The 18,672-nt window shown below is 65.6% G+C and carries 11 protein-coding genes and 2 pseudogenes; 9 read left to right on the forward strand and 4 right to left on the reverse strand.

All coding sequences use genetic code 11. The features are described 5' to 3' along the window. Positions 1-774 precede the first annotated feature (774 nt). From HV744_RS09810 to HV744_RS09840, 7 genes and pseudogenes are all read left to right on the forward strand, one after another. A complete protein-coding gene (locus HV744_RS09810; protein ID WP_175149319.1) occupies positions 775-3,084 on the forward strand; it encodes a putative bifunctional diguanylate cyclase/phosphodiesterase in 2,310 nt (769 codons plus the stop codon). A gap of 263 nt (positions 3,085-3,347) precedes the next feature. Beyond that, on the forward strand, positions 3,348-3,536 hold the full coding sequence (locus HV744_RS09815; protein WP_115105230.1) for a hypothetical protein: 189 nt from the start codon (positions 3,348-3,350) through the stop codon (positions 3,534-3,536). A 103-nt stretch (positions 3,537-3,639) separates the two neighbouring features. Beyond that, positions 3,640-5,040: an FAD-containing oxidoreductase gene (locus HV744_RS09820; RefSeq protein ID WP_175149320.1), complete on the forward strand. Its 1,401-nt coding sequence runs from the start codon at positions 3,640-3,642 to the stop codon at positions 5,038-5,040. Between the two features lie 50 nt (positions 5,041-5,090). Next, complete coding sequence (locus tag HV744_RS09825; protein ID WP_175149321.1) at positions 5,091-5,453, forward strand: cupin domain-containing protein; 363 nt, start codon at positions 5,091-5,093, stop codon at positions 5,451-5,453. 220 nt (positions 5,454-5,673) lie between these two features. After that, positions 5,674-6,249 (forward strand): TMEM175 family protein, encoded by a 576-nt coding sequence (locus tag HV744_RS09830; protein WP_175149322.1) that lies wholly within the window; start codon positions 5,674-5,676, stop codon positions 6,247-6,249. 41 nt (positions 6,250-6,290) lie between these two features. Then, positions 6,291-6,590 (forward strand): annotated as a pseudogene (locus HV744_RS09835) (hypothetical protein); the annotation flags it as partial. After that, positions 6,587-7,075, forward strand: a complete 489-nt coding sequence (locus tag HV744_RS09840; RefSeq protein ID WP_175149323.1) for a metallophosphoesterase family protein — start codon at positions 6,587-6,589, stop codon at positions 7,073-7,075. The pseudogene HV744_RS09835 and the gene HV744_RS09840, both read left to right, overlap by 4 nt. A 135-nt stretch (positions 7,076-7,210) precedes the next feature. Here HV744_RS09840 and HV744_RS09845 read toward each other — a convergent pair. The 3 genes and pseudogenes from HV744_RS09845 to argA all read right to left on the reverse strand — a co-directional run. After that, positions 7,211-7,528: pseudogene (locus tag HV744_RS09845) on the reverse strand (MFS transporter); the annotation flags it as partial. Between the two features lie 221 nt (positions 7,529-7,749). Beyond that, complete coding sequence (locus HV744_RS09850) at positions 7,750-8,022, reverse strand: oxidative damage protection protein (RefSeq protein ID WP_007181244.1); 273 nt, start codon at positions 8,020-8,022, stop codon at positions 7,750-7,752. A 111-nt stretch (positions 8,023-8,133) separates the two neighbouring features. Then, positions 8,134-9,522 carry an amino-acid N-acetyltransferase gene (gene argA / locus HV744_RS09855; protein ID WP_175149324.1) on the reverse strand — a complete coding sequence of 463 codons (1,389 nt, stop codon included), beginning with the start codon at positions 9,520-9,522 and terminating at the stop codon, positions 8,134-8,136. A 23-nt stretch (positions 9,523-9,545) separates the two neighbouring features. Between argA and hrpA the strand changes: the two genes are divergently transcribed. After that, positions 9,546-13,814: an ATP-dependent RNA helicase HrpA gene (gene hrpA / locus HV744_RS09860; RefSeq protein ID WP_175149325.1), complete on the forward strand. Its 4,269-nt coding sequence runs from the start codon at positions 9,546-9,548 to the stop codon at positions 13,812-13,814. 284 nt (positions 13,815-14,098) lie between these two features. On the opposite strand, the gene HV744_RS09865 is transcribed toward hrpA, so the two are convergent. Further along, positions 14,099-16,987, reverse strand: a complete 2,889-nt coding sequence (locus tag HV744_RS09865) for a YadA-like family protein (RefSeq protein WP_175149326.1) — start codon at positions 16,985-16,987, stop codon at positions 14,099-14,101. 600 nt (positions 16,988-17,587) lie between these two features. Here HV744_RS09865 and HV744_RS09870 point away from each other — a divergent pair. Next, on the forward strand, positions 17,588-18,607 hold the full coding sequence (locus tag HV744_RS09870) for a YVTN family beta-propeller repeat protein (RefSeq protein ID WP_175149327.1): 1,020 nt from the start codon (positions 17,588-17,590) through the stop codon (positions 18,605-18,607). Positions 18,608-18,672: the final 65 nt, after the last annotated feature.

Below are 18,672 nucleotides of genomic sequence, written 5' to 3' on the forward strand. Positions count from 1 at the left end.
ACTATTATCGCGGCCGGCCCTGATACAACCAGCAATCGCGCTGGGCGCACCATGCGCCGCCGCCACCGCCTCGGCCCGGGGCTGGACAGCCGCCAGGCTGGCGGCCGCCGGGCAGCCAGCAGCCGGGGCAGCCGGAGCAGCCGGGGCATCCGGGCGCGCGTCCGGGCGGGCACACCCGGCGGGGAATACGGGTGGACGGCCACCGGGTGGCCAGCAACCGGGGAATGCGGGTGGGCGCCCACCGGGTGGGCCGCAACCGGGGAATGTGGGTGGACGGCCACCCGGCGGTCAGCAACCGGGGAATGCGAGTGGACGGCCACCCGGCGGTCATCAAGGCGGTGGAGGCGGGCGCCCGTCAGGCGGCGGCCCGGAAGGCGGCGGTGGTAACCGTCCACTGGGCGGTCCCTCACAAGGTGGCGGCGGAGGCGCAGGCCGCCCGCCCGGCGGCGGAAACAGTGGAGGCGGCTGAAACGCCTAAGCCCGCCGCAGTCGCCAAACCGTCGCGGCCGCGGCGGGCGCCAGCCGGCGCTGAAGCGCGTCGCGCCGCGGCCACACTGGCACTAGCGAACTCAGCGGCGCCCGCAACCCCATCAGCAGGTACGCGCGCAACCGCTTCTGCGTGCGTGCGCGCACGCGCGGCTCACACCGCCTCCCAACACGATCCGCTTCAGTCCGCACGCCATCCATCCATTCAGAATATTCTGCACCGGGTTCGCGTAAACCCCGGTGTGCCGCGTACACTAACCTGCCGATGTTGGGTTGGGGGGCGCATAAATGACTTGCGAAGCGACATCAGATGGCGCGATGGGAGCAGCGCCAGAGGGCACCCGCTACCGGCCGGATCTGGCCGAAGAGGTGCTGGCGTCGGAGCGTAGCGTGTTGCGGCTGATTACCCGCAACACCCCGCTGCCGGAATTACTCGATGAAATCTGCCGCCGCGCGCAAGCGCTGCTAGGCGAAGGCGCGTCCTGTTCGATCCTGCTGCTGGACGCCGACGGCGTGCACGCCAGAGTCGGCGGCGCGCCGTCGCTGCCGGCGCATTTCAGCGCCGCGATCGACGGCGTCGCGATCGGTCCGCAAGCGGGGTCGTGCGGCACCGCGATGCACGAGCGGCGCCTCGTCGTCGTCGAAGATATCGAAACCGATCCACTGTGGACGGATTACCGGCATCTCGCGTTGCCGCTCGGCTTGCGCGCGTGCTGGTCGGTGCCGTTCGAAAACGACGCCGGCACGGTGCTCGGCGCGTTCGCGGTCTATTACCGGACGGCGCGCCGGCCGCGTCCCGAGGAGGAGGCAATCCTGCGCGACATCGGCGGCAGCGTCGGTCTCGCAGTCCACCAGGATGTGATGGCGCAGCGTCTCGCGCGCAGCGAAGAGCATCACCGGCTGGTGGTCGATCATCTGAGCGAGGGCATTGTCGTGCAGTCGCGCACCGGCGTCGTGCTGGCCTGCAATCCGAGCGCGCAGCGCATGCTGCGCGCGACTCCGCAGATCATCGGCCGCAATATTCAGACCGTGATGCTGCGCGCGTATCAAGAAGACGGCTCGGTCGTCACCGCTGCCGACCGCCCGACCGCGCTGGTGCTGGCAACCGGCAAACCGATGCTCGGCGTCACGCTCGGCGTGGAACTGACCGGCGGCGAGGTCGTGTGGATTACGGAGAACGTCGTGCCGATCATCCGGCCGGGCGACAGCGAACCGGATTCGGTGCTGATCTCGTTCACCGACATCGGCCCGGTGCGCGAGGCGCAACGGCAACTCAAGTTCCTTGCCACCCGCGACTCGCTCACCGGCCTGTACAACCGCGCCTATCTGACCGAACGGATGCGCGGTCTGTTCGAGCCGGCCGCGGCGGCGGGCGCGGGCGAACTGGCGAGCGTCGCCGTGCTGTTCGTCGATCTGGACGGCTTCAAGAAGGTCAACGATACCGCCGGTCACGAGGCCGGCGACGCGTTGCTATGCAGCGTGGCGGAACGGCTGTCGGCGTGCGTCGAGCGCAACGACACGCTCGCGCGGGTGGGCGGCGACGAGTTCGTGATCGTGGTCAGCGCGTATGAAAACACCGCGCATCTGATCGGGCTCGCGCGCCGGATCCTCGACCTGATTGCGGTGCCGTTCGCGGTAGCGGGCAACGAGTACTACCTGGGGGCGTCGATCGGTATCAGCCTGTTTCCCGAAGACGGCCAGGACGTCGCTACGCTGATGCGCAACGCCGACTCGGCGATGTACCACGCCAAGCAGCGCGGCCGCAACAACTTCCAGTTCTTCACCGCCGAGCTGAATCAGCATCTGCAACGCCGCTTCACGATCGAGCAATCGTTGCGGCGCGCGCTCGCCGCCGACGAACTGAGCCTCGTGTACCAGCCGATCGTCGACAGCCAGGATGGCCGCACGATCGGCGCGGAGGCGCTGCTGCGCTGGTACAACGCCGAGCTGGGCAACGTTTCGCCGGGCGAATTCATTCCGGTGGCCGAAGATGCCGGCCTGATCGTCGAGATCGGCGACTGGGTGCTGGCGCGGGCCTGCGCGCAGGTCGCGCAATGGCGGCGCACGCTGGCGCCGGAGCTGATCGTCGCGGTGAACCTGTCGCCGCGGCAATTCAACGACGGCTTGCTGGCGCGCATCGAGCGCTGTCTGTCGGAGTCGGGGCTCGAACCCGCAGCGCTCGAACTGGAGATCACCGAACGGCTGCTGATGAGCGACAGCGACACCGTGCTGCCCATGTTGAGCGCGCTGAGCGCGATGGGCGTGCGTATTTCGGTCGACGACTTCGGCACCGGCTATTCGTCGCTGTCGTATCTGAAGCGCTTCCCGTTGCACAACCTGAAAATCGACCGTTCGTTCGTCGCGGGCTTGCCGGATCATCGCGATTCGATTGCGATTACGCAGGCGGTGGTGGCGATGGCGCATTCGCTCGGCATGAACGTCACCGCGGAAGGCGTGGAGACCGCCGAACAGGCGGCGTTCTTGCGGTCGATCGATTGCGACAAGCAGCAGGGGTATCTGTACAGCCGGCCGGTTGGCGCGAGCGCGTATGCCCGCAGTCTGTGCGACGCGCAGTTGAGCATGGCCGGCGCGCCGTGAGCGAGCCGGCGGCCGCGGTCGCCGGCATGCACGCTGTTGCTCGCACGAACCCGCACTAACTCACGTGAACGCGCCCGCCAGACGGGCGAATCCGGCAATCCACCCGCCAGCCGCAGCAGGCCTGAGGATTCGATTGTTCAGATTGCTAAACAAGTGCCTTCGCATTTGCAGTATTTATCCGCGACCGCGCTCTCCGTAGACTTCTCCCATCGGAAGGTAAATTGAGCCTGGTGCCGAAGTGGCGCCAGGCGATGGGAGTTGTCATGCCAGCTTTGATCAGGAACCAGCTTTACCGGCCGTCGGTCGTCCTGCCGATGGTCGCCCTCATGCAGGTGATGGTGTCGCAGGACTTCAATCTCGGCCAGGTCGGCTGGGTCGTCGCGGCTCGCGGCGCGCAGGCCGCGCTGCAACGCTCGCGCGAATTGATCTGCGCGGTGCATTGCCACGCCTGAGCGCAGCTGGAGGAAATTCGCAGCAATCAGCAACAGGGCACGGCGCCGCGAGGCACTGAGGGTAAGATGCTACGACCTGCACCCCAGCCTCGGGAGAGTAGCCATGCCACAGCACTTCGACGCAGTTGTGATCGGTACGGGACAAGGCGGTTCGCCGCTGGCGGTACGTCTCGCCCAAAGTGGCCGTCAAACCGCGGTGATCGAACGCGCGGCCTTTGGCGGAACCTGCGTGAACGTCGGCTGCACGCCGACCAAGTCGTATGTGGCCAGTGCCCGCACGGCGCACGTGGCGCGCCATGCCGCGGAACTGGGCGTGCAGGTGAGCGGCTCGATCAGCGTCGATCTCGCGGCCGTCAAGGCGCGTAAGGACAAGATCATCGGCCAGTCGCGCGACGGGGTCGAGAAATGGCTGCGCAGCACTGAGAACGTCACCGTGTTCAACGGCCACGCGCGCTTCACCGGCGCGCATACGCTCGCGATCAGCGGGCCGGACAGCCAGCTGCTGAACGAACTCAGCGCCGACGAAATCTTCATCAACACCGGCACGCGCGCGATCGTGCCGCCGCTCGAAGGTCTCGAGCGGATTCGCTACTACACCAATTCCAATCTGCTCGAATTGACCGAGTTGCCGAGCCATCTGGTGATCGTCGGCAGCAGTTATATCGCGCTCGAATTCGCGCAGGTGTTTCGACGCTTCGGCAGCCGTGTGACCGTGCTGGTGCGCGGCGAGCGCGTGCTCACCCGCGAGGATGCCGATTTCGCGGACTCGGTGCGCAAGGTGCTCGCCCGTGAGGGCGTCGAGTTCCGCTTCGGCGTGCAGCCTTCGCGGGTCGAGCCGCATCCGCATCACGCGAACGAAGTGTGCATCGGCTTCGAGCAGAACATGCCCGCACTGGAGGCATCGCACCTGCTGTTGGCGACCGGCCGCGAGCCAAATACCGACGATCTTGGCCTCGCCGCCGCCGGCCTCGCGCTAGACAAGCACGGCACGATTCCGGTCGACGGCCAGTTGCGCACCCGGGTGCCGGGCATCTGGGCGATCGGCGACGTCAACGGGCGCGGCGCGTTCACGCATACGTCCTATGACGATTTCCAGATCGTCGCGGCCAATCTGGTCGACGGCGGCGCGCGCAGCGTCGACACGCGGATCATGGCGTACGCGGTGTTCGTCGATCCGCCGCTCGCGCGTGTCGGGATGTCGGAGAGCGAGGTGCGCAAGACCGGCCGCGAAGCGCTGATCTCGACCATGCCGATGTCGCGCGTGGGCCGCGCCCGCGAACGCGGCGAGACCGACGGCTTCATGAAGGTGATGGTCGACGCGCAGAGCAAGAAGATCCTCGGCGCGGCGATTCACGGCATCGAAGGCGATGAAGCGATTCACACGTTCATCGACATCATGACGTCGGGGGCGCCGTATCCGACCTTGCAGTACGCGATGCACGTTCATCCCACGATCAGCGAACTGGTGCCGACCTTGCTCGATGGGCTCAAGCCGATGAAGTGAGCGCTGGGCGCGTAGAGAGAGACAGCCTGGACACAGACACGGCACGGACGATGAAACGCGCGCTCACCACCGGCAATCTGTTCGACCCCGTCGTGTCTGCGGACGCTGGCGCCGACGCCGGCGAGCAGGTCGACGCGCTCGTCGAGCAAGCCGGTGTGACGATCGAGCGAATCGTGTCGACCGGGCAGGCAAGCCCGCCGGGCTTCTGGTACGACAGTCCGCGCGCCGAATGGGTCGTGTTGCTGAGCGGCGCGGCGACGCTCGAGTTCGAAGGCAATGCGCAGCCGCATCCGATGAAGCCCGGCGACCATGTGCTGATCGAAGCGCATTGCCGGCATCGGGTCGCGTGGACAAGCGACGGGGAGCCGAGTGTGTGGCTCGCTGTTTATTATCCCGGCGGCGCGTCGAGTTGAACGACGCACGTCGCGCCGGTTAGCGCCGCCGGTTAGCGCCGCCGGTTAGCGCAGCCGGTTCGCGCCGATCCGCCAGTTCTCCGCACCCGCGCTCCAACCGGTCGAGCACGCGCATCGACAAAGCGTCGCGGCATCGCGGATAATCGGCAGCGGCGCGGGTCGTCTGCGGGACGCGGGCGGGCTGTGCGCCCAACCGCATTCATCATCAGGAAACCCGCCGATGGGCAAGGGACGTGTCGAAGCCTTCAGCGATGGCGTGATCGCCATCATCATCACGATCATGGTGCTCGAACTGAAGGTGCCGGAGGGCTTCGATCTCGCCGCGCTGCGTCCGATGCTCCCGGTGTTCTGCGCGTACGTGCTGAGCTTCATCTACGTCGGCATCTACTGGAACAATCATCACCACATGTTCCATGCTGTGCAGAAGGTCAACGGCGCGGTGCTGTGGGCCAACCTCCATCTGCTGTTCTGGCTGTCGCTGCTGCCCGCCGTCACGCATTGGGTCGGCCAAAACCATCTGGCCTCCTGGCCGACCGCGATGTACGGCGTCGTGCTGTTTATGGCGGCGATCGCGTATTTCATCCTGACCCGCTTGCTGATCCGCGAACACGGTAAAGAGTCGGCCATCGCCAAGGCGGTCGGCAACGACTTCAAAGGCAAGGTCTCCGTCGCGATCTACCTCGCGGGCATCGGGCTCGCCTCTATCGCGCCGTGGGCCTCGGCGGTGCTCTATACGCTCGCCGCGGCGTGGTGGCTGGTGCCGGACCGGCGCATCGAACACGCGCTGGAAGCGTAAGCATGCTGCTGACGCTCAAGCTCGCACTGGTGCCAGCCTTTCTCGCCGCGCTGACGGTCGCGGTGACGACACTGTCCGCGTCGATGGGCGCCGCCTGGAGCGGGCTGCTGTCGGTGTTTCCGTTGCTCGGCATCGTGCTTGCGGTATCGGCGCAGCGCGCGCACGGCGCGGACTTCGTCGCGTTGCTGATGCGCGGCATGGTGACAGGCCGCGGTTCTTTCGCCGCGTTCTTCGCCATGCTCGCGACCATGCTGCCGCGATACGGTGTGTGGTTGAGCTTCGCGCGAGCTCGCCGGGCAGCAAACGGAGTGAGGCCGTTTGGCCGATACTGGACAGCATGACTTCGCGCAGCTCACGCTCCCCGGCGACCCGTATCGGACTCATCTCCGACACGCACAATCTCGTGCGTCCCGAAGCGCTGCAATATCTCGCCGGCTGCGACGCGATCATCCACGCGGGCGACATCTGCAATCAGGCGGTGCTCGACGCGCTGCTGCGGATCGCGCCGGTCACGGCGGTGCGCGGCAACAACGACACCGGCGACTGGGCCGCGTCACTGCCGACCCACGCGACACTGACGGTGCAGCAGGTGACGATCCGCGTCGTGCATGATATCGCCGAGCTGGGCGCCGATCCTCGCGGTGACGGCGTCGGCGTGGTGGTGAGCGGCCACTCGCACAAGCCGTCGATCAGCGAGCGCGACGGCGTGCTGTTCATCAATCCCGGCAGCGCGGGGCCACGGCGTTTCAAGCTGCCGATTTGTGCGGGCATGTTGATCGTCGAAGGCGCGCGGGCGAGTGCGACTTTCGATTCGCTGCTGACGTAAAAAAACGGGCCGGCAAATTTCTTTGCCGGCCCGTTTCCGAACGACTCGCGCTCAACTATCGCGCTAACCACACGCAGCTAGCCGCCGCGCGATCCGCGCTGATGTACGAGCTTGTGCACGTGCTCATTCACGTCATCATGCACTCGCCGTCGCGGCTGCCGCGTAACCTTCATCCATCTCTGCCGCTTCACGCTCGCCGCGCAGCACCGCATGTGCCTCGGCACGCGTGGCCACGCACGGGCCCGAGCCGAGCAGCGGCTTGCGGGCGGTTTCGGTCAGCGCGAGCACCGACACGATGCCGATCAGCGACGCACCCATCAGGTAATACGCGGGCATCATCAGATTGCCGGTACGGTCGACCAGCCATGCGGTCATCAGCGGCGTCGTCCCGCCGAACAGCGACACCGAAATATTGAAACCGATCGCGAGCGCGCCGTAGCGGATCCTGGCCGGGCTCGACGAAGACGCCCAATCCCTTGCCGGGCGGGGGATTGCGGAGTATTGGGGCGGTCCGTAAACGCGCCCTGAAAACGGCCGGAAATGAACCGTTTGGAGCGTTTCGCGGCCGCCGTTAGGGTTGGGGAAAACGAAAAAAGAGGCGAAAAAAATCCGCGCTTGCGGCGCGGATTTTGTCGGTACGGCTGGTGCGGTGGAAGAGCGGCTAAAGCGCTGTCTCAGGCCGACGGCGGCACGTAACCCTGCGCGGTATCGGCGCCTTCGCCGAAGAAGAACTTTTCGGTCTGCTTCATCAGGTATTGGCGTGCGCGCGGATCGGCCATGTTCAGGCGGTTTTCGTTGATCAGCATGGTCTGCTGCTTCAACCAGGCCTGCCAGGCTTCCTTCGAAATGCTTTCGTAGATCCGCTTGCCGAGTTCGCCAGGCAGCGGCGGGAAATCGAGGCCTTCGGCTTCCTTGCCGAGCTTCGCGCATTGAACCATACGAGTCATGCTGTGCTTCTCCTTTGTCGACCGGAGTTAGTGCTTTAGCACTTACTCCGGTCCCATAAAAATAGTTGCTGTATCGATGTTGGGCGGGCAGTCGCTTTTATATGGCGACGCTCAGAGCTGTTTCATCAGCACGAGCGACTTGCGCTGCCAGTTATAGAGTCTGCGGCGGTCTTCCGGCAGGTCGTCGACCGTGACCTTGACGAAGCCGCGCTTCAGGAACCAGTGTTCGGTGCGCGTGGTGAGCACGAAAATGCGCGTGAGGCCGCGCGCTCGCGCGCGCTGCTCGATGCGCTTGAGCAGGCGTTCGCCGTCGCCGGTGCCTTGCGCTTCGGGCGCGACCGTCAGGCACGCCATTTCGCCGATGCGCTCTTGCGGATACGGATACAGCGCCGCGCAGCCGAACAGCACGCCATCGTGCTCGATCACCGAGAAATGGTCGATGTCGCGTTCGATCTGGTGGCGCCCGCGCCGCACCAGCGTGCCGTCCGATTCGAGCGGCTCGATCAGCGAGAGAATGCCGCCGACGTCGTCCGGCGTCGCTTCGCGCAGGCTTTCGAGGTTCTCGTACGAGATCATCGTGCCGACGCCGTCGTGCAGGAACAGTTCGAGCAGCAGGCTGCCGTCGAGCGCGTAGGGGATGATGTGCGCCCGCGCGACGCCGCCGCGGCACGCACGGATCGAGTGCTTCAGATAGAAGCCCGCGTCGCCGGTCACTTCACCGCTTTCGTGCAGCTTGTACGCGTCGTCGAGCGACAGCTCCCGCAGCAGTTCAGGGCCGTTTTCGCCGGCTTCCATCAGGCCCGGCGTTTCGGTCAGGAACACGATCTTGTCGGCGCGCAGCGCGATGGCCGCGGCCGAGGCCACGTCTTCCATCGACAGGTTGAACGCCTCGCCGGTGGGCGAGAAGCCAAGCGGCGACAGCAGCACCAGCTTGCGGCTGGCGAGCGAATGGCGGATCGAATCCGCGTCGATCTTGCGCACCACGCCGGTGTGGGCGAAATCGACGCCGTCGAGAATGCCGACCGGCCGTGCCGTCACGAAGTTGCCCGACACCACGCTGATGTGCGCGTGCGCCATCGGCGTGTTCGGCAAGCCCTGGCTGATCGCGGCCTCGATGTCCAGACGCACTTCGCCGGCCGCTTCTTTCGCGGACTCGAGCGCGCGCGCGTCGGTGATACGCATACCGTGTGAAAACTCGGATTCCACGCCGTGCAAACTCATCTGCTCTTCGACCTGCGGTCGCGAGCCATGCACCAGCACGATCTGGATGCCCATGGCCTGCAGCAGCGCGATGTCGGACACCAGCGCATTCAGGAGCCCCTGATGCACCACCTCGCCGCCGAACCCGACGACGAACGTCTTGTTCCGGAACGCATGGATGTAAGGGGCGACTGAACGCATCCAGTCGACGAATTGCGCATGCTGTGCGAGGTTTTCCGTTGTTCCGGCGGGGGCCGGAACGCTCGCGGGCGCGGGGACGAGGTCGGTTTGGGAATTCATGCCGGGGATTATAATGCGCCCCCATGTCGAATGTACCCAAAAGTCCCGCTGCGGCGAACGAGAATCCGGCGCCGGCCGCCGATCAGATGAACGCCGGCGACGCGAAGCGCCGTCCTGCGCAGGACACCGAGCCCAACACGCCGCATGCGGCGCGCGAACCGCGTCGCGCGGTGGAAGGCGCGCAGGCGTCGGCGCAAGGCGGCGCGCCGCGTCGCGAATCTGGCGGGCCTGCTCAAAAATTGCCGCAAGCGAGCGGCAGTGAACGCAATGCGAGCCGCCGTGAACCGCGTGCCCCGCGTGCCCCGCGCGTTGTCGAACCGAACCCGATTCCGCCGATCACCTTCCCCGAAGCGCTGCCGGTCTCCGGCCGCCGCGACGAGATCGCCAAGGCGATCGCGGAGAATCAGGTCGTGATCGTGTCGGGCGAAACCGGCTCCGGCAAGACCACCCAGTTGCCGAAAATCTGCCTCGCGTCGGGGCGCGGTCTCGGCGCCGGTGGCGCGGGCCTGATCGGCCACACGCAGCCGCGCCGGATCGCCGCGTCGGCGACGGGGCGCCGCATCGCCGAAGAACTCGGCACGCCGTTCGGCGAAGTGGTCGGCTACAAGGTGCGTTTCACCGATAACCTGTCGCCCGGCGCATCGGTCAAGCTGATGACCGACGGTATCCTGCTCGCCGAAACGCAGACCGATCCGCTGCTCAAAGCGTACGACACGCTGATCATCGACGAAGCGCACGAGCGCAGCCTGAACATCGATTTCCTGCTCGGCTATCTGAAGGAAATTCTCGTCAAGCGTCCCGATCTGAAGCTGATCGTGACCTCGGCGACCATCGACGCCGACCGCTTCGCGCGCCACTTCGGCAGCGAGGACAAGCCCGCGCCGGTGATCGAGGTGAGCGGGCGTCTCTATCCGGTCGAGGTGCGCTACCGGCCGGTCGTCGAGGACAGTCCGGCGGTGAAGGCGGCACAAGGCACAGCGGGTGCTTCGTCGTCGGCCTCGGCTTCGTCGCGGGAACGCCCGAAGACCCAGCGCGAAACCGATCGCGATCTGATGGAAGCCATCGTCGACGCCGTCGACGAACTGTGCCGCGAAGGCCCCGGCGACGTGCTGGTGTTCCTGCCGGGCGAGCGCGAGATTCGCGATGCCGCCGAGGCGCTGCGCAAGCACCATCCGCCGCATACGGAAATCCTGCCGCTGTTCGCGCGACTGTCCGCGGCCGAACAGGAGCGCGTGTTCCGCACCTCGAACGCGCGCCGCATCGTGCTGGCGACCAACGTCGCCGAAACCTCGCTGACGGTGCCTGGCATTCGCTACGTGGTCGATACCGGGCTCGCGCGCGTGAAGCGCTACTCGTATCGCAACAAGGTCGAGCAGTTGCAGGTCGAGTCGATTTCGCAGGCCGCTGCGAATCAACGGGCCGGGCGCTGCGGCCGGGTCGCCGACGGCGTGTGTATTCGTCTGTACGAGGACAGCGATTTCCAGGGCCGTGCGCGCTTCACCGATCCGGAGATTCTGCGTTCGTCGCTGGCGTCGGTGATTCTGCGGATGAAGTCACTGCATCTGACGGCGATCGAAACCTTCCCGTTCATCGAGCCGCCGCCGGGCCGCGCAATCGCCGACGGCTATCAACTGCTCAACGAACTCGGCGCCGTCGACGACGACAACCAGCTCACGCCGCTCGGCCGCGAACTCGCGCGCTTGCCGCTCGATCCGCGCGTCGGCCGGATGATTCTGGCCGCGCGCGATCAGCAGGCATTGAAGGAAGTGCTGATCATCGCGAGCGCGTTGTCCGTGCAGGATCCGCGCGACCGGCCGATCGAAGCGCAGGAGCAGGCCGACCAGGCGCATCGCCGCTTCGCCGACGAGCGTTCGGAATTTTTGCAGTGGCTGAAAATCTGGAACTGGTTCGAAGAAGCGATCGCGCACAAGAAGTCGAACAAGCAGTTGCACGAGGAGTGCCGCAAGAACTTCCTGTCGCAACTGCGGCTGCGCGAATGGCGCGACGTGCACTCCCAGTTGCTGACGGTGGTGCGCGAGCACGGCTGGCGTCTGAACGAAGCGGAAGCGACCTTCGAGCAGATCCATCTCGCGCTGTTGACCGGCCTGCTCGGCAACATCGGCCTCAAAGCCGACGACGAACCGTATCACCTCGGCGCGCGCGGCATCAAATTCTATTTGTGGCCGGGCTCGGCGCTGGTGAAGAAGGCGGGCAAGTGGGTGATGGCCGCCGAACTGGTCGAGACGAGCCGTCTGTACGCGCGCTGCATCGCGAAGATCGAGCCGGAGTGGGTCGAGAAAATCGGCGCGCATCTGCTGAAGAAGTCGCTCTCCGAGCCGCATTGGGAGAAGCGCGCGGCGCAGGTGTCCGCGTTCGAGCGGGCGATGCTGTACGGTCTGCCGATCTATCACCGGCGGCGCGTGAGCTTCGGCAAACAGGATCCGGCGCGCGCGAGAGAGTTGTTCATTCGCGGCGCGCTGGTCGAAGGCGAGTTCGATACGAAGCTCGCGTTCTTCGCGCACAACCGCAAACTGCTCGCCGATATCGAGCAACTGGAGCACAAGTCGCGCCGCCAGGACGTGCTGGTCGACGACGAACTGATTTTTGCCTTCTACGATCAGGCGTTGCCGAACGGCATCTACACCGGCGCGTCGTTCGAGCGCTGGTATCGCGACGAGGTGAAAAAGAGCGGCCAGCCGGAGGACAAGCTGCGCCTGCTGTATCTGTCGCGCGACGATCTGATGCGGCACGAAGCCGCCGGCGTGACGACCGATCTGTTCCCGAAACGGATGACGATGGCCGGCGTCGAGATGGCGCTCAGCTATCACTTCGAGCCGGGTGCGCCGCGCGACGGCGTCACGCTCGCCGTGCCGCTGTATGCGCTGAATCAGGTCGACGCGCGCCGCGGCGAGTGGCTCGTGCCCGGCATGCTGAAAGAGAAGTCGCAACTGCTGCTCAAGTCGTTGCCGCAGAAGTTGCGGCGTCATTGCGTGCCGTTGCCGGAGTACGCGGTGGGGTTTGTCGACCGGCACAGTGGTGTGCGGTTTGGGGCGGGCGGTTTGCTGGAGTCGCTGATCGCCGATGTTCGCGAGCAGACCCAGGTCGCGATGAAGCAGTCGGACTTCAAGCTCGAGACCTTGCCGCCGCATCTGTTCATGAACTTCAAGGTCGTCGACGAGCACGGGCGGCAACTCGCGATGGGCCGCAATCTGTCGCAACTGCGTGCCGAACTCGGCGGCCAGGCGCAGCAGCATTTCCAGAAGATCGCGTCGAGCGCGGCGGGCGCGGCGTTGGCGGATGCGGGGGGCGGCGGCGTCGCGACGCCTTCGCAAGGCGCTGGCGCATCCGGTGCGGCAAGCGGCGGTGCTGCGCAGCGAGGCAAGGGCGCGGGCGTGGCTGGTCCGCAAACTACGTCGCAAGGTCGCGCGGCGGGCACGGCGCTATATGAAAAACTGACCACGTGGAATTTCGGCAAGCTGCCCGAGCTGCTCGAGATTCGCCGGGGCGGCCAGACGCTGTTCGGCTATCCGGCGCTGGTGGATCGCGGCACGCATTGCGATGTCGAAGTGTTCGACTCGCCGGATGAAGCCGCGCGGATTCATCGCGCGGGATTGCGCCGGCTCTTCGCGTTGCAGTTGAAGGAGCCGATCAAGTATCTGGAGAAGAATCTGCCGGGCCTGCGCGAAATGGCAATGCAGTTCATGCCGCGCGGCACCCAGGAAGAATTGCGCGATCAGCTGATCGACACCGCGCTCGATCGCGCCTGTCTGCAGGATCCGCTGCCGGATGACGACGTCAGCTTCCATACGCGACGCGACGAAGGACGCAGCCGCCTGACGCTGCTGGCTCAGGAAATCGCCCGGCTGGTGGGGCAGATTCTTGGCGAATACGCGAGCGTGACGAAGAAGCTGGTGCAGGCGAAGTCGTTCGCGGCTGCGCATGCCGACCTGCAGAATCAGCTTGATGGCTTGATCGGCAAGCGTTTCGTGGTCGATACGCCGTACGCTCAGCTGGCCCACTTTCCGCGCTATCTGAAAGGGATGGCGCTGCGCGTCGACAAGCTGAAGGCGGACCCCGCGCGCGATGCGCGGCAGTTCGCCGAGTTTCAGCCGCTGTTGCAGAACTATCAGCGTGCGGTGGCGCAACGTGGCGGCGTGCTGGACCCGCGTTTGTCGGAGTTTCGCTGGCTGCTGGAGGAGTTGCGAATCTCGCTGTTCGCGCAGGAGTTGCGTACGCCGATGCCGGTTTCGGTGAAGCGCTTGCATAAGGTGTGGGAGTCGATGCAGCGGTGAGCGGCGATGGAGCGGGGCGCTGCTGGTGCGTGCTGGTGCGTACTGGTGCGTACTGGTGCGTACTACACTCCGGCGACCTCGGCTGCCACTTCCGCTGCCACTTTCGAAGCGGTTTCACGAGACCATGCCTTTGCGCGAAACACGCAGTGCGCGACGCCACGGGTCGTGACAACGACGTTACGCGCAAATGGCGCGGGCCTTTTTCCGACCCGCGCTCGCTCCCAGCACACAAGTAAGCCATCACTGTGGCTGGCCCAAAAGCCAACCCGTCCCGTGGCTTTGGCCTACCAGTGCACCCCGGCGCCGATCGACGCGCCGAACTGGCCGCGCGAGTCAGTGGTCCCTTGCAGCTTGTAAGCCCACTTGCCCTTATCCGACAACTGCGACACGCCGATAGCCAACGCCGACTGGCCGCCATAAGTGCCGCCAGCCATCGCGACCATGCCGCGACCCGGTAGAACCGCCTGCGGCAAGCCCGCCATCGCCAACGCGGACGCCGTGCCGCCGTAGCCATCGCGACGGGCCGAGCGGACCTGATCGTCGGTATGGCGGTTCGCCTGGCTGACCGCGCCGCCCATGCTCTGCTGCAACTGATTGACGTTGACCGCGTCAGTGCCTTGCGCGCCGGCTGCGACGTTGGTGATCTGGCGTTCCTGACCCGCTGCGCCCACCGATACCGTATTCGCCCGGTCCGCAACTGAGCCCTGGCCCAACGCAACCGAATTGTCGGCGCTCGCGTTCGCTGCCGCGCCGAGCGCTGTGGCATTGCTGCCGCCGGCAATGGCATTTGCCCCGATGGCCGCCGCGTTGGTGCCCGTGGCCTGCGCGTTCGCACCAGCCGCGACCGAGTGCGAGCCCGACGACACCGCGCCTTCGGTATCCCGATTGCCTTCCACGCCGATGGCCGGGTTCGCCGCGTTGACGACGGCGTTGCCGACCGCGCCGTTGACGGCCGCGTTCAACTGGCCGAGATTGACCGCGTCGGATGCGTCCACGCCGTCGGCGACGTTGTGGATGACGGTGCCACCGCTCACTGCGTCGCCGCCGAGCGTGAAGCTGTTCCGATTGACGCTGCCGTCGGCGTTCCGGTCGTACATGACAGCGCCGTCGAGCTTCGCGGCGGTGGCCGCGCCCTGGTCGCTCACCGCTTTCAACTGGGCGACGTTGACCGCGTCGGTATCGGCGATGCCTGCGGCGACGTTTGCGATCTGGCGTTCGTTGCCAGCGGAGCCGACCGAGACGGTGCCCGCACGATTGGCGATCGAGCCTTGGCCGAGTGCGACGGAGTTGGCGGCGACGGAGCTCGAGTTATAGCCGAGTGCGACAGAGTTCGCAGCGACGGAGCTCGAGTTATAGCCGAGTGCAACAGAGTTCGCAGCGATGGACTTCGAGCTATAGCCGAGTGCGACCGAGTTGGCCGCAGCGGCATTCGCGTTGTAGCCGAGTGCCACTGAATTAGCGGTAGCGGCGCTGGCGTTGTAGCCGAGCGCGGTGGAACCATCGCTTTGAGCCACGGCTTGCCCGCCGACGGCCGTGCTGAAATCGCCTCGCGCCAGCGAACCTGAGCCGGCGGCGACGCTGGCCTGGCCCGAGCCGAGCGCCGAACTGCCGATGGCGACCGCGTTGCTGCCGGCAGCCGATGCGTCGTCGCTGCCGTCGTTCAGGCCATTCGCCTTGAAGTAACGCGACGCGTTTGCGCTCACCGCTTGCAATTGGCTCAGGTTGACGGCGTCGGTGGCTTCGGTGCCGGCTGCCACGTTCGTGAGTTGGCGTTTCTGTCCGGCCGAGCCCACCGACACCGTGTTCGCTCGGTCGGCTATCGAGTTCCGGCCGAGCGCGACGGCATTGTCCGCACTGGCCGACGCCATGTAACCGAGCGCGACGCTACCGTCGCCGGTCACGGCGGAGTACGCACCGATCGCAGTCGCGCTCGAGCCGTTGGCCGCTGCCGACGCGCCGATCGACGTGGCATTCGCCGCATCGGCCACGGCACTCGCGCCGATCGACGTGGCGTTCGCCGCGCCCGCCACGGCACCCGCCCCGAGCGCTGCCGAACCGGTTCCGCTGGCACGCGCGCCAGCGCCGGCTGCGGTCGCACCAGCGCCAGTCGCGCTTGCGCCGACGCCTGCCGCGAGCGCATGCGCACCGCTCGCGACGGCGTCGTCGGAGCCGTCGGCAATGCCATCGGCTTTGAAGTAGTGCTGCGTACCGCTTCGGGTAATCGCATCGACCTTGCCGTCGACCGCGCTCAACTGGCTGACGTTGACGGCGTCGGTCGGCGCCGCGCCCGCAGCGACGTTCGTCAGGCGGCGCTCATTGTTTGTCGAGCCGAGCGAGACTTCGCCTGTCGGGTCGGGCGCCGCGATCAAGGTGGCGCCCGACCCGGCCGGAGCATAAGCGTGTTGAGTCAGGTCCGCGGCGGTGGTGGAATTCGCGCCCAACGCGACGCTATCGGCGGCGCTGGCGTTCGCGTTGTTGCCGAGCGCGATCCCACCCACGCCGCTGGCGGTGGCCTCACTGCCGATCGCGACGCTGTAGTCAGCCGCCGCCAGCGCCGACTTGCCGCCAGCGAAGGCCGCGTTGCCACGGGTTTGCGCGCCGTAGCCCACGGCGGTCGACGCCGTGCCGATCGCAGTCGCGTCCGCGCCGAACGCGGACGCAGCCGGGTCCGCCGCCGTCGTGCCCGCGCCGGTCGCGGTGGAATCGATGCCCTGCGCGTTGGCGTTCAACCCGAGCGCGGTTGCGCGGTCGCTCAGCGCGCTGGCGTTCAGGCCTGCTGCGGTTGAGCCTTCGCCGAGCGCGCTGGCATTCGCACCCGCCGCAATCGCGCCATTGCCCGGCGCATTGGTGTTCACGCCGACTGCGGTGGCGCTGTCCCCTTGCGCGCTGGCCTTGAGGCCTATTGCGGCCGCGCCGTCGCCTTGCGCACTGGCTTGCTGGCCTATCGCAATCGAATAGTCGCCTGATGCGTCGGCTGCCCAGCCTGATTCAATCGAGCCGACGCCCGCGGCGGCTGCCGACGCTCCACCTGCGAAAGCCGCCGCGGTCAACACGGCCTGCGCGATGGCTTGCTTGCGCGCCGCCGCGCGATTCACCTTAAAGCTTGCTCTCTCCGATGCAGCCGGCGACGTATGCGCAGCTGCGCACCAAACCATTGAAATACTTTTATTCATTGTGTCAGAACCTCCACGTTATTGTGCGCGTGGACGCGCGGCGCGTGACTAAAAGCGACTGGTCGGGTTTCACCGCCCTGATAAATCGCTAGAAATATAAAAGACAAAACTGGCCGAGGTCCTTCTGCACTCGCGCTGTTATGCCTTTTGCACGGCCGAAACGCCCACGCCACGCTTCTTAGTCCACGGTACTGCACGTCAGGGCGATGAGCGTTGGATTATCCGATCCAATGGCGTAGTGCAGATATCAGCGAAATCTTAAATGAACGGGAAAGCAAATTTATCTGAAATAGTGTGAATAAAATTTCCTGGTTGATAAATAAAATGCGGAATCGTCTGATTCGCTCTTGTCGATATTTATCCGGTTTTGCGAGTATTTTAATGTTTGGCCGAACGGCATAGGTTACGACTTATATTGAGCCTATTATTCGCTGTCTCCGTGCCTGAAAAGCGCCGCTTGGTGCGCCTGCACAAGTCGCCCTCAACGCCGTTGCGATTCATCGTGCCGCTTCATTTCCAGCGCGCTGCGCGTCGACCTACGTCAACCGCTGGCGCCGGCAAACGTTCTACAATGACGGTTGTTCTCCGAAGTGAGTTTTCATGCGTAAATTTTTTCTTCCCGGCTGGACTGCCACGTTCGCCGCAAGCGCGGCGCTGGTCGCCGCCGCAGGCTTTTTTTCTCCGGCGGCTCACGCCAATAACGTGATCGTGCTCAATTCCGGCGAAGCCACGCTGAGCCTGATCGACGAGACCAGCCGCCAGGTCGTCGGCACGGTGCCGACGGGCAAGGAACCGCATCACCTGATGGCCACGCCGGACAATTCATCGCTGATCGTCGCCAACTCGGTGTCGAACAATCTGATGTTCGTCGACCCGAAGTCGGGCCAGGTGCAGCGCTGGGTGGAGAACATCGAGGACCCGTATCAGATCGGTTTTTCGCCCGACCGCAAGTGGCTCGTCACCACCGGTCTGCGTCTGGACCGCCTCGACATCTATCACTACGACGGCCAGAAGAACCAGATGACGCTGGCGTCGCGCCTGCCGCTCGCGGTCATGCCAAGCCACATGGCGTTCACGACCGACAGCAAGACGGTGTTCGTCACGCTGCAGGTTTCGGGCGAGCTGGCCGCGATCGATCTGGCCACGCAAACCGTGAAGTGGAAAATGAAGGTCGGCAAGGTGCCGGCGGGCCTGTGGATGACGCCGGGTGAAAAATACCTGCTGGTCGGCATGACCGGCGCGGACTACGTCGCGGTGGTCGACTGGCGCAACCAGAAGATCGTCAAGACCATCCACACCGGTAACGGCGCGCACAACTTCCGCTCGCTGGCCGACGGCAGGCACGTCGCGGTGTCGAACCGCGTGGCGAGCACCATCAGCATCATCGACGAAGACACGCTCACCAACGTCGGCGACATCACCGGTTTGATGCCGGGGCCGGACGACATGGAACTTTCCGCCGACAAACGCTATCTGTGGGTGACGTTCCGCTTCGCGAAGCACGTCGGCATCATCGACCTGAACACGCGCAAGCTGATCCAGACGATCGCCGTCGGCCGTTCGCCGCACGGCATCTATTTCTTCAATCGCGCGCCGGTCACGGCGCCGAACGGCGCTTAGTGGTGTATTCGTGCTGCATCAATGCTGCACCCAGGCGAGCCATGACAAATGACGTAACCAGGCCA

The sequence above is a fragment of the Paraburkholderia ultramafica genome (assembly GCF_902859915.1).
Taxonomy (GTDB): domain Bacteria; phylum Pseudomonadota; class Gammaproteobacteria; order Burkholderiales; family Burkholderiaceae; genus Paraburkholderia; species Paraburkholderia ultramafica.

What these genes read in the sequence shown, in the direction of transcription:
- HV744_RS09810 (WP_175149319.1), top strand. Translation starts at nt 775, where the DNA reads ATGACTTGCGAAGCGACATCAGATGGCGCGATGGGAGCAGCGCCAGAG.
- HV744_RS09815 (WP_115105230.1), top strand. Translation starts at nt 3,348, where the DNA reads ATGCCAGCTTTGATCAGGAACCAGCTTTACCGGCCGTCGGTCGTCCTG.
- HV744_RS09820 (WP_175149320.1), top strand. Translation starts at nt 3,640, where the DNA reads ATGCCACAGCACTTCGACGCAGTTGTGATCGGTACGGGACAAGGCGGT.
- HV744_RS09825 (WP_175149321.1), top strand. Translation starts at nt 5,091, where the DNA reads ATGAAACGCGCGCTCACCACCGGCAATCTGTTCGACCCCGTCGTGTCT.
- HV744_RS09830 (WP_175149322.1), top strand. Translation starts at nt 5,674, where the DNA reads ATGGGCAAGGGACGTGTCGAAGCCTTCAGCGATGGCGTGATCGCCATC.
- HV744_RS09840 (WP_175149323.1), top strand. Translation starts at nt 6,587, where the DNA reads ATGACTTCGCGCAGCTCACGCTCCCCGGCGACCCGTATCGGACTCATC.
- HV744_RS09850 (WP_007181244.1), bottom strand. Translation starts at nt 8,022, where the DNA reads ATGACTCGTATGGTTCAATGCGCGAAGCTCGGCAAGGAAGCCGAAGGC.
- argA (WP_175149324.1), bottom strand. Translation starts at nt 9,522, where the DNA reads ATGAATTCCCAAACCGACCTCGTCCCCGCGCCCGCGAGCGTTCCGGCC.
- hrpA (WP_175149325.1), top strand. Translation starts at nt 9,546, where the DNA reads ATGTCGAATGTACCCAAAAGTCCCGCTGCGGCGAACGAGAATCCGGCG.
- HV744_RS09865 (WP_175149326.1), bottom strand. Translation starts at nt 16,987, where the DNA reads ATGAATAAAAGTATTTCAATGGTTTGGTGCGCAGCTGCGCATACGTCG.
- HV744_RS09870 (WP_175149327.1), top strand. Translation starts at nt 17,588, where the DNA reads ATGCGTAAATTTTTTCTTCCCGGCTGGACTGCCACGTTCGCCGCAAGC.